The sequence below is a fragment of the Arthrobacter sp. SO3 genome (assembly GCF_020532825.1).
GTDB lineage: Bacteria > Actinomycetota > Actinomycetes > Actinomycetales > Micrococcaceae > Arthrobacter.
Map to the genome: position 1 here is coordinate 27,360 of NZ_MQTS01000122.1, position 10,926 is coordinate 38,285.

7 protein-coding genes and 1 pseudogene are annotated in these 10,926 nt (G+C 69.1%); 2 read left to right on the plus strand and 6 right to left on the minus strand.

Annotated elements, in window-relative coordinates; genetic code table 11:
• Positions 1-87 precede the first annotated feature (87 nt).
• The 4 genes from BJQ90_RS12470 to BJQ90_RS12485 all read right to left on the minus strand — a co-directional run bounded on the left by BJQ90_RS12470 (position 88) and on the right by BJQ90_RS12485 (position 5,399).
• Positions 88-1,131, minus strand: coding sequence for a Ppx/GppA phosphatase family protein (locus BJQ90_RS12470; protein WP_226760569.1), 1,044 nt, complete (start codon positions 1,129-1,131; stop codon positions 88-90).
• A 114-nt stretch (positions 1,132-1,245) separates the two neighbouring features.
• Positions 1,246-1,695, minus strand: a complete 450-nt coding sequence (locus BJQ90_RS12475; RefSeq protein WP_226760570.1) for an SseB family protein — start codon at positions 1,693-1,695, stop codon at positions 1,246-1,248.
• Positions 1,696-1,810: 115 nt separating this feature from the next.
• Positions 1,811-4,549 carry a type I DNA topoisomerase gene (topA, locus tag BJQ90_RS12480; RefSeq protein ID WP_226760571.1) on the minus strand — a complete coding sequence of 913 codons (2,739 nt, stop codon included), beginning with the start codon at positions 4,547-4,549 and terminating at the stop codon, positions 1,811-1,813.
• Positions 4,550-4,730: 181 nt separating this feature from the next.
• A complete protein-coding gene (locus BJQ90_RS12485; RefSeq protein WP_226760572.1) occupies positions 4,731-5,399 on the minus strand; it encodes an ArsR/SmtB family transcription factor in 669 nt (222 codons plus the stop codon).
• A gap of 190 nt (positions 5,400-5,589) precedes the next feature.
• Here BJQ90_RS12485 and BJQ90_RS12490 point away from each other — a divergent pair.
• Positions 5,590-6,750 (plus strand): annotated as a pseudogene (locus BJQ90_RS12490) (MFS transporter); the annotation flags it as partial.
• Positions 6,751-6,864: 114 nt separating this feature from the next.
• Here the strand turns inward: BJQ90_RS12490 and BJQ90_RS12495 are convergent.
• Both BJQ90_RS12495 and BJQ90_RS12500 read right to left on the minus strand, forming a co-directional pair.
• Positions 6,865-8,547, minus strand: coding sequence for a methyltransferase (locus BJQ90_RS12495; protein ID WP_226760573.1), 1,683 nt, complete (start codon positions 8,545-8,547; stop codon positions 6,865-6,867).
• A 41-nt stretch (positions 8,548-8,588) separates the two neighbouring features.
• Positions 8,589-9,374 carry a MerR family transcriptional regulator gene (locus BJQ90_RS12500; RefSeq protein WP_226760574.1) on the minus strand — a complete coding sequence of 262 codons (786 nt, stop codon included), beginning with the start codon at positions 9,372-9,374 and terminating at the stop codon, positions 8,589-8,591.
• 334 nt (positions 9,375-9,708) lie between these two features.
• On the opposite strand from BJQ90_RS12500, the gene BJQ90_RS12505 reads away from it, so the two are divergent.
• Positions 9,709-10,866, plus strand: a complete 1,158-nt coding sequence (locus tag BJQ90_RS12505) for a hypothetical protein (protein ID WP_226760575.1) — start codon at positions 9,709-9,711, stop codon at positions 10,864-10,866.
• Positions 10,867-10,926 lie beyond the last annotated feature (60 nt).

The following is a 10,926-nucleotide window of genomic DNA, read 5'->3' on the forward strand; positions in this document are numbered from 1 at the left end:
GGCTCCCTGCCGGCCTCTCACCTTCTAGACGAACGGGCCGCCTCCGGATCGACACCCCTGCCGGGAATCAGGGCTCCGCGGAACCGCTCAGCGCGCGTCCGCTGGCTGCGATTTCTTGGCGTCGGATGACTCTGTGTCCGGTGTCTGCGGCTCCGCGGGGTGGTCTGACTGGGTCACGTGGGGCGCGGGCTCCAGCGGCCCCTCGATGACCAGCTGGTCCAGCCGGCGGAGGATCAGGCCTTCGCGGAGTGCCCAGGGGCAGATCTCCATGCTGGGAAACTCAAACATTTCGAGGGCGGCTTCGGCCACCAGGGCACCTGCCAGCAGTTGGGGGGCGCGGGCTTCGGAGACACCGGGGAGGCTCAGCCGGTCCTCCACTTCCATGGCCGAGATGCGCTGCGCCCAGAGGCCCAGGTCCGTGGCGAACAGCTCCCGCTTGACGTAGGGGCCGGCGCCGCTGGGCGCGGCACCGGCGATACGGGCCAGCGAGCGGAGAGTCTTGGAGGTGCCAGCCACGTGGTTCGCCTTGCCAAGCTTCGCGAAGTCGCGCACCACCGGTTTGAGCGTGGCCCGGATGTAGCGGCGAAGTTCCTTGACGCTCTTGGCCGAGGGCGGGTCCTCCTGCAGCCAGTCCCGGGTGAGCCGGCTCGCTCCGAGCGGGACCGACGTCGCGAGCTCGGGGAGTTCGTCCTCCCCATAGGCCATCTCGAAGGAACCGCCGCCGATATCCAGATTCAGCATCGGTCCGGCACCCCAGCCGTACCAGCGGCGGACGGCGAAGAATGTCATCGAGGCTTCCTCGCTGCCGGTCAGCTCCCGGAGCGTCACTGTGGTCTCATGTTTGACGCGCGCCAGGACAGCAGCGCCGTTGGTGGCCTCGCGGATCGCGGAAGTACAAAACGCCAGCAGGTCTTCGGCCTTGTGCTTGGCCGCGAATTCCCACGCTTCGAGGACGAACTCGATCAGCTCATGCTGCCCGGCGTCGTTGATGCTGCCGTCGCTCTCGAGGAACTGCACGAGGGACAGGGGTCGTTTGTGCGAGGCAAAGGGCACCGGGCGCGCACCCGGGTGGGCATCCACGAGCAGGAGATGGACAGTATTTGATCCAATATCAAGGACACCTAGGCGCATAGTGCCATTATTCCCCCGGGGGCGCGGCCCGCCTAACGGACCGGCCGCGCCCCGACCGTCGGCTTAAGGCCGGCCTCGCCGGAGACATCCTATTAGTGCAGGAATAGGGCTGGATTAGTGCTGGCTGTCGCCGCCGGCGGTCTCATCGTCCTCGTCGGCGGGCTTGAAGTCGCGGCGGATGTTGGCGACGCCTTCCGGATCGATCTCGAACCCGAAGGCGGCGCCGGGGTTGATGACCATGCCGAGGTCGTCGCCGAGGTTGCCGAGGATCGCGGCGCCCTGGGTGCCGAGCACGTTGGGCGCGGCGGCCAGGTACTGCTCGGTGACGCGGCTGGGGTGGGAGAACACGGCCAGGACCGGCTTCCCGGAGGAGTTGGCCAGCACCAGCGGCTCGACCTGGGAATCGGCTCCTTCGAGCGCATCGGAGCTGACGATGTAGACCTCGTTGTTGAGGAAGGCGAGGATGACGTCAACGGGGTTGGCGTCCGGTTCCTCGCCCCGGGCAAGCTTCTCTTCGAGGTCGTTCAGCGGCTGGAGGTCCAAGTGATCGGGCTGTTCAGTCATGCCTCTACTCGATCACGTTGCGCCCGGGTCCGCAAACGCGAAGTCGCCGGAAACCCACGACGTCGCCGAAGTTCCGGCGACCCCGCACGCTTCCAGCGACATCGGCGCGCCAGTGCTATTTCTTGGCGGTCGCCTTGCGGGCGGGCGCCTTGCGGGCCGTCGTGGTGCGCTTGACCGGACCCTTGGCGCGTTTCTCCGCGAGGAGTTCAACGGCCTGTTCCCGGGTGAGCTCCTCCAGCGCGGTGGAGCGCGGCACAGTGATGTTGGTGATGCCGTCGGTGATGTACGGGCCGAAGCGGCCTTCCTTCACCACAATGTTCTTCTCCGAGACCGGGTCGGGGCCGAACTCTGCCAGCGGCGCGACGGCGGCGCGGGCGCCGCGCTGCTTCGGCTGGGAGTAAATATCCAGCGCCTGCTCCAGCGTGATCGTGAAGATTTCCTCTTCCGAACCGATGGAACGTGAGTCCGTGCCCTTCTTCAAATACGGGCCGAAACGGCCGTTCTGCACCGTGATCGGGTTGCCTTCGGCGTCCTGCCCGAGCACCCGGGGCAGGCTCATGAGCTGCAGGGCCTCGTCCAGGGAGATGCTGTCCACACTCATGGAGGCGAACAGCGACCCGGTGCGGGGCTTGGCCTTCACGGGCTTCTTCGGCGGCTTGGGCTTGCCGTTCTTGTAGTACTCCACCGGCTGGTTGGCGAGCTGTTCCTCGGTTATTTCCGGGATGACCTCGGTGACGTAGGCGCCGTAGCGCCCGTTCTTGGCCACGACCGTGTGCCCCGTATGCGGGTCCGCGCCGAGCACCCGCTCCTCGGGGGCGGCGGTTTCCATCAGCTCAACCGCCTTGGCCGCGGTGAGCTCGTCGGGGGCAAGGTCCTCGGGGACGTTGGCGCGGGCGGCCTCAACCACTTCGCCGGTCTTCGGATCGACCGAGGGGATGGAGCTTTCCAGGTACGGCCCGAACTTCCCGACCCGCAGCGTGATGCCCTCGGTGATCGGAATGGAGTTGATTTCGCGGGCGTCGATCTCGCCCAGGTTGTTGACGATACTCAGCAGGCCGGGCTCGGAATCCTCGCCGAAGTAGAAGTGCTTGAGCCAGGCGGGTCCCTCCGCCTGGCCGTTGGCGATCTTGTCGAGGTCCGCTTCCATGTCGGCCGTGAACTCGTAGTCCACGTAGTCGTGGAAGTGCTGCTCCAACAGCCGGATCACGGAGAACGCAATCCAGCTCGGGACCAGCGCGGAGCCCTGCTTCCGGACGTAGCCGCGGTCCTGGATCGTGGAGATGGTGGAGGCGTAGGTCGACGGGCGGCCGATGCCCTTCTTTTCCAGCTCGGCGGTCAGGGACGCTTCCGTGAAGCGCGGCGGCGGAGACGTTTCGTGTCCGACGGCGACGATCTCCGAGGCGGTGAGCGCGTCGTCCTTGGCCACGTTGGGCAGGCGGCGGGCCTCGTCGGACTCGTCGTCGCCGCGGCTTTCGTCCTTGCCTTCTTCGTAGGCGGCGAGGAAGCCGGGGAAGGTGATGACGGTGCCGGAGGCCGAGAACTCGGCGTCGCGGCTTTCGCCCGGGGCACCTACAGTCACGGCGCCGAGGCGGATCGTGGCGGTGGAGCCCTTGGCGTCGGCCATCTGGGAGGCGACGGTGCGCTTCCAGATCAGCTCGTAGAGGCGGAACTCGTCGCCGGAGAGCTGCTTGGCCACCTGGGCCGGGGTGCGGAAGGAGTCACCGGCGGGGCGGATGGCCTCGTGGGCCTCCTGCGCGTTGGCTGCCTTGCCGGTGTAGACGCGGGGCGAGGCCGGGACGTACTCGGGGCCGTACAGCTCGGAGGCCTGGCGCCGGGCGGCGGTGACGGCCTCGTTGCTCAGGGCGGACGAGTCCGTACGCATATAGGTGATGTAGCCGTTTTCGTAGAGGCGCTGGGCCACCTGCATGGTGCTCTTGGAGGAGAAGCGCAGCTTGCGGCCGGCCTCCTGCTGCAGCGTGGAGGTGGTGAACGGCGCCGCGGGACGGCGCGTGTAGGGCTTGGTGTCCACGGAGCGGACGCGGAAGTCCGCGTCCTGCAGGCCGGTGGCGAGGGAGGTGGCGAGCTCCTCATTGAGGTGCACGGCGTTGCGTGAGGTGAGCTCACCGCTGTCGTTGAAGTCGCGGCCGCTGGCAACCTTGGCGCCGTCGACCATGGCGAGTTTGGCCTTGAAAGAGCCTGATCCGGCGCCGAACTGGCCGGTCAGGTCCCAGTAGGAGGCCGATTTGAAGGCCATCCGCTCCCGCTCGCGGTCCACGACCATGCGGGTCACGACGGACTGCACGCGGCCGGCGGAGAGGCCACGGGCGACCTTGCGCCACAGCACCGGGGAGATCTCGTAGCCGTAGAGGCGGTCCAGCACCCGGCGGGTCTCCTGCGCGTCCACGAGGTCCTGGTCGACGTCGCGCAGGTTGTCCATGGCGCGATGGATGGCTTCCTTGGTGATTTCACCGAAGGTCATCCGGTAGACCGGGACCTTGGGTTTGAGCACTTCCAGCAGGTGCCACGCGATGGCCTCGCCCTCGCGGTCCCCATCGGTTGCGAGGTAGAGGGCGTCAGCGTCTTTGAGCTGGGCCTTGAGTTCGGCGACCTTTTTCTTCTTGTCCGGGGACACCACGTAGTACGGCTTGAAGTCGTTATCAATGTCGACGGCGAACTTGCCTACCGAGGTCTTCTTCAGTTCCGCCGGCAGTTCCGAGGGCTGCGGGAGGTCCCGGATGTGACCGATGGAGGCCTCAACAATGAAGCCCTCGCCGAGGTACTTGGCGATGGTCTTGCTCTTGGCGGGAGACTCCACAATCACGAGTTTCTTACCGGTTTTGGCCTTGCTTGGCACGGTGCTCCTACAGAAAAAGGTTGCTCGGGCAGATGCGCCCATACCCGCCTAGTTCACCATATTTTGCGGATTCCCGCGCATTCAGGCTGAAATGACGGGCTCCCATACACGACTCCCGGACGTCATGGACCCCCGCGCCTCGGGCCTCCGTCCGGCGCGGACAGGGCGGCCCCAGAGGGTGTCAGGCGGGGCCTGCGGCGGGGTTCGCCGGAGCCTTTCCGCGGTCGTCCGGGATCATCGACCACATGGTTGCCATCCGCTCCGCGCCTTCGGGGACCTGGTCCGGGTCCTCCAGTTCGTAGTCCCGGAGCAGCTCGAAGATGCGGTTGTTCAACTCCGTCCGCTGGTCCGGGGTGAGATAGAGCAGATTGCTGGCCAGCACCACGGAGGAGGGTCCGTCCACGGCTTCGCCTCGCTCGCGCCGCTCGTCGCGGGTTTTGGCGTAGGCGTTGACGCGGCGTCGGTAGGCGTCCAGTTCGAGATCCAGCACGGCGAACTCGGGGCTCGCCACCCCTCCGCCCGAGTTGATGGTGAAGTCGGTGCCGGCGGCTTTCCAGCGGCGTTCCCTGGCGTCGCCGGCGGTGGCGGCCGGCACCACAATGCCCCATTTCTGCAGGGCGCGCAGGTGGTAGCTCATGGCGCTGGGCGTGAGGCCGGTCTGCGCGGCGAGTTCGGTGGCCGTCCGGCTTACCTGGGTTGAATACAGTTCGGAAATGACTTCCAGCCGGGCAGCGTGGGCCAGCGCCCGGATCGCCTTCGGGTCAGTGATTTCCACTTTCTTCTCCGGGCGCTGCCGGCGTTTGGGGCCCGGAGATACCGGCGGCTCCGCCGTTGGGGTTTCTGTACTCACCCCATAAGTCTACCGACGGCCGCCAAACTATGAAAGAAATGCTTGACACTGAAATGTACCGGAGAGTAGCTTGCTACTTATGGAAAAGGCACTTCAGGCGGCGCCGGGTGTGGCACAGCCCGCGCCGCCGCTCTGGCGAAACCGCGATTTCGTTCTCGCCAGCAGCGCCCGCTTCATCGCCACGGCCGGCATGGGCGCGGTCATCATCAGCGTCATGCTACATCTGCAGAACCTGGCCGCCGCGGGCCCGACGCCGGTTGCCGGGCCCTGGCTCGTGGCGGCGTACCTGCTCTGCTCAGCGCTCCCGCTGGTGCTGCTCGCGCCGTGGGCCGGACGGCTGGCGGACACCCGGGATTCACGGACCCTGGCGACGGCGTCTGCCGTGGTCAGTGCCGCGGCAGTCGCCGGCATGGGCCTGGGGATGCAGACTCTGGATAACTACCTGCCGGTGCTGTTTGCCATGACCTTCCTCCTCGACGCCGCCCAGGCCGTCGCCGCGCCGACCTGGCAGGCCCTGCTGCCCCGGATCGTGGGCGAGGAACGGACCCCGCGGGCGCTGGGCACGATGCAGGCAACCATCATGATCGCCGGCATGGTTGGACCGGCGGCCGGCGGGCTCCTCAGCGGCTGGGGCGGATCCGGTCTCGTGTTTTGCGTGGCCAGCAGCTGCTACCTCGCGATGGCCGCGGGCGCGATGCTGATCCGGACCCGCCGGGGCACGGCCGCCGAACGCGCCGGCAAGGACCGTCCCGCGCTCCTGGACGGCCTTCGCCTGATCCGGCGCGACGGCCTGGTCTGGGCGCTGGTCCTCGGCGCACTGTTTTTCATCACTGTCGGCGAAGCGACCAACGTCCTGGAAGTGTTCCTGGCCCGCGACGAGCTCGGCGCCTCCGAAATGCAGTACGGCCTGCTGGCCGCGTCGTTCAGTCTTGGCATGGCGTCGGGGGCGGCGCTGGCCGGGCGGATCGGGACCCCACCGGCGCGCCTGCGCGCGCTGCTGGTTGCGATGGCCCTGACCTCGGCGTTCCTCGGGATCATGGCCCTGGTGCCGAGCATGGAACTGTTGTTCTTCGCCTACACCGCAATGGGGGCCGCCTGCGGGGTCCTGAACGCGTGCTTCGGGGCGATTGCGATCCTGCGGATCCCGGAAAGCGGCCGCGGCCAGGCGATGGCGATCATCGGCGGCCTGATACGGTCCGTCTCGATCGGTGCGCTCGCGCTGGGCGGGCTGCTCGGCGCCCTGCTCCCGATTCGGATGAGCTTCCTGCTCGCCGGGGCGACCGGGGTCCTGGCGGCCCTGGCCGTCGCCGCATATGTCCTGCCGCGTTACGGCAGCGAGGGCACTCCCCCGCCGGAAACCCCCGGTTCCGGCTCCGCGACAGCGGCCGGATCTTCAACCGCCGCACCCGCCGGGGCGTCAAGGTCAGCCGCACCCGCCACAGCCCCCGGAACTTCAGCCGGGGCGTCAGGCGGGCAGCAGGAATCCGTCGCGCACCAGGTTCCCCACCTCGGTGAGGAGCCCGCCGCGGAAGGTCCCGCCGTCCCAGCCCTCGCCGCCGCCCAGCAGCGCCTCAAGGGCGCCGATGATCTGCCCGACGGAGAGGTCGCCGTCGCACGCTGAGACAAAGCCGGCCAGCTCGGTGCTCAGCAGGTTGGTGCGGCGGAGGCCGGCACCCTGGCGCAGCAGGATAACGCCGGGATGTTCGGCTCCCGGGCGCTGGTGCCGTTCCTCGGTGACGTCCTCGGCCACGAGCAGGTGCGCGGCCGCGAGATCGTGGCCGGCCAGCCAGTCGGCACGTTCCACGGCGGCGCCGAGGTGCGGGCCGACGGGCTGTTCGATCGGATAGGTGATCTCCTCGAAGCGCCGCAGCACCGGCGTGGATCCTTCGGCGGGGCGCCGCAGCCAGAGCATCCCGAAGCCGACGGCCTCGACGTTGCGGGAGGCAAAATCGTCCAGGTAGGCGGCGTACGAGTCCTGGTAGAGCCGCCGGTCGCGGGACTCCGAGGCGTCCTGCAGCCAGGTTTCGGCGTACTGTTCCGGGCTGACCTGCTCGCGCTGGATGAACCAGACGTCCGTGTCCGGTCCGGCCCAGCCTTGCGGCCGTTCGTCCCAGGCGGCGCCCGCCGGGATCTCCCAGTTGCCCAGCAGCTGGGCTGTGCCGGCAGGGCTGAGGACCGAGGGAAGGTCCCGGACCAGCGCGGCGACGATGTCATCGCCGGGCAGGCCGCCGTCACGGTAGGTGAACTGGTCCGCGGCGGCCTCACCCAGGCTCCGCGGCGTGATCACGAACGGCGGGTTGGAGACCACCAGTTCAAATTCCTCGGCCGCCACCGGATCAAGCAGGGAGCCCTGGCGCAGGCTCACCCGGGCCTCCAGGTCGGAGGGGTCCAGGTGCAGCTGGCCGGCGTTGAGCAGCAGGTTGAAGCGGGTGAACGCCAGGGCACGGCCCGAAATGTCGGTGGCGGTCACGTGCTCGGCGTGGTGCAGCAGGTGGAAGGTCTGGATGCCGCAACCGGTGCCGAGGTCCAGGGCGCGGGCCACATGGCGGCGCGCGGTGACCTGCACCAGGGTGGTGGATGCCTGCCCGATCCCGAGCACGTGGTCGTGGCGCAGCACACCGGGCCGCTGGTGGGCGGCGAGATCGCTGGCCACCCAGAGCTCCGCGCCGCCGCTGCTGACGGTGTCTTCCCCAGGGGTGCCGTCCCCGGGGGTGCCGTCCCCGGGGGTGCCGTCCCCGGGGGTGCCGTCCCATCCGTACGGCCGCAGATCCACCTTCGCCTGAACCAGGCCGTCAGCGGACGGCTCCACGAGCCCCAGTTCCAGCAGGCCCGCCGTGCCGATGCCGGGCAGGGCGGCGTCGAGGGTCGCGGCGGACTGCGGTTCGGCCAGCAGCCAGAAGCGCACGACGGCGGCGAGCGCCGCCGTCCTCGGCTCCCCGTTGCGGGCTGCCTCCGTGACGATCAGCGCCGGGACGAGCTGGTCACGGGCCAGGGCGCTGTGCGCGGCCGCGCCGAGCAGTTCGGCTACGCCGTCCACGGTGTAGCCGATGCCGCGCAGGTCCGCCGCCAAGGATTCGAGCAGGCCAGGGAGGTCGCTGCGCGGGGCGTCGGGGGTGTTGCCGGCCGTGAAGTGCGTTGAGGGAGTCACCGGACAAGTTTAGTCCCGGCCCCGGCGGACCCGGGCCGGGGCTAGAGGTGCCTCCCCGCGTAAATCCGCAGGGCGTCGCGGACGAAGGCCGCGCCGGTTTCGCCGCCGTAGTTCGCGGCGAAGCGCGGATCGGCAACGTACATCTCGCCGAGCCCGATGACGTACCCCTTCACGTCGCCGTCACCGCGGGCGTCACCGCCGGCGGCGGCGGACCCCGAAGCGGGTGTGCCGGGGATTCCGGTGAGCCAGTCGACCTGCCGCCGGGCCAGCTCCTGGGCCTCGGCGCTGTCCGTCGCGACGCCCGACTCCGCTGCGGCGATCCAGTCGCTGCCCAGCTGCCGGGAACGTTCCCGCCAGGCGTCCTTCTCCGCCGGTCCCATCCCGCGCCACCAGGAGTCACCTTCCGTGTAAGCGTCCTTGCCCCAGCGCTGCTCCACTTCGTACTTGTACCGGGTGTGGTCGAAGCCGTCGAACATTTTTTCCGCCATGATCGGTTCTCCTTCTTTCAGTCCTTCAAGCGTCTGCCGGACCGAGGCGATCTGCCGCGTCAGCCGGTCCTGTTCCTGCCGCAGCCAGTCCAGGTGGCGGGCCAGCGCCCGGGCGGCATCCGGCTCGTGGTCGAGGACTTCGGCGATCGCCGGGAGTCCCAGCGCGAGGTCCCGCAGCAGAAGGATGCGCTGCAGCCGGACGAGGGACGCCTGGTTGTAGAACCGGTAGCCGTTGCCCCCGGTGCGGCTGGGTTTGAGCAGACCGATGTCGTCGTAGTGCCGCAGCGTCCGGCTCGTGGTCCCGGCGATTCTGGCGATCTGCTGCACGGACCAATCCACGTGGCTGCCCCTTTCCGCATCAGTTTCCGGCCGGCTTGGGCCGCTTTCCGGCAGCTTCCGGCCGGTAACCCGATGCTAGGCCTTGACGCTACGTCAAGGTCAAGGCCCATCTTGGGCGGCCACCCGGGGCCGTGCGGGGCTCCGGCGGGCGGGGCCGTGCGGGCCTCCGGCGTAGCATGGAGGGATGCAGACGCAGCAGCGATTTATCAGCCCTCGGCCGCTTTCCGGCCGCACGGGCTTCTTGTCGCGCGCGTAACCGCAGCCGCCGGGGTCCGTCCGGTGCAGCGGCTGAGGGTGGCGTTCCCCCTCCCGCACTCAAAACCAAGGACCCCCCATGAAGAACTATCTGCACCCCTCCGAACTGCAAAACGCCCTCGCGCTCCGCGATCTGTCCGATCCTGCCCAAGGCCCGCACGCCATGTCGGTGCTGCTGGCGGAAGTCACAGCGGCGCTCGCCCAGCTGTGGAACGTCAGTGTTGAGACCCACCGGATCAGCCCGCTCGTCGCAACCGCCGACAACTACGACCGGCTGGGATACTCCCCCGACGACGTCACCCGGGATTCACGCTACTCACGCCATGTCAGCCCCACGGTGATGCTGCGCAGCCACACCTCGTCGGGCGTGCCGGCCCTGCTGGACTCGCTGCGGGAGGAACTGGGCCACTACGACCGGCTGCACGCGTTGCCCGGCCTGGTGCACCGGCGGGACTCGATCGACCGCACCCACGTGGGCGCCCCGCACCAGGTGGATCTGTGGAGACTCAAGGCGCGTGGCCTGCTGGGTTCCGCCGAGCTGGAGCAGATGATGGGCGCTGTTGTGGAAGCGGTCCTTCCGGCTTCCCTGTACCCGGACGTGGAGTGGCGTTCGGTCCCGGCAACGCACCACTATACGGACACGGGCAGGCAGCTCGACGTGCTCGTCACCCAGCCGGACGGCGCCCGGGAATGGCTGGAGCTGGCCGAATGCGGACTCGTCTCCGCGCAAGTCCTCCGCGGCTCCGGGCTGGATGCGCGTCGCTGGGCCGGTCTCGCCCTGGGGTTGGGGCTGGACCGTGCCCTGATGCTGCGCAAGGGCATCCGGGACATCCGGCTCCTGCGCTCGGAGAACCCCGGCGTCCAGGCCCAGCTGCTGGACCTGGACCCCTACCGGCCGGTGTCAGTTATGCCGGAGGTCAGGCGCGATCTGTCCCTCGTACTGGGGTCCGCGGCGGAGGCCGACGTCGAACTGCTCGGCGACCGGGCGCGGACGGCCCTTGGGGCGGACGCCGAGGTGCTGGCCTCGCTGGAGATCAGGGCCGTCACCCCAGCGTCGGAGCTGCCGCCCGCCGCCGTCGAACGGCTCCGGCTCGCCCCGGGCCACGTGAATGTGCTGCTGCGGCTGGTGCTGCAACCGCTGGACCGGACGCTCACGGACGGCGAGGCCAACCGCCTGCGCGACCGCGTGTACCTGGCCCTGCACCGGGGACGGGTGCTGGAGCTGACCGCCGGGTAGGCCGGCCTGGCCCCGGTGGCCCGGCAGTGTCGCGGGCGGGGGCAGAGCGGGGTCGCGGGC

Excerpts from the sequence above, each read along its gene's own strand:
- BJQ90_RS12505 (WP_226760575.1), top strand. The coding sequence starts at position 9,709 with ATGAAGAACTATCTGCACCCCTCCGAACTGCAAAACGCCCTCGCGCTC.
- BJQ90_RS12475 (WP_226760570.1), bottom strand. The coding sequence starts at position 1,695 with ATGACTGAACAGCCCGATCACTTGGACCTCCAGCCGCTGAACGACCTC.
- BJQ90_RS12470 (WP_226760569.1), bottom strand. The coding sequence starts at position 1,131 with ATGCGCCTAGGTGTCCTTGATATTGGATCAAATACTGTCCATCTCCTG.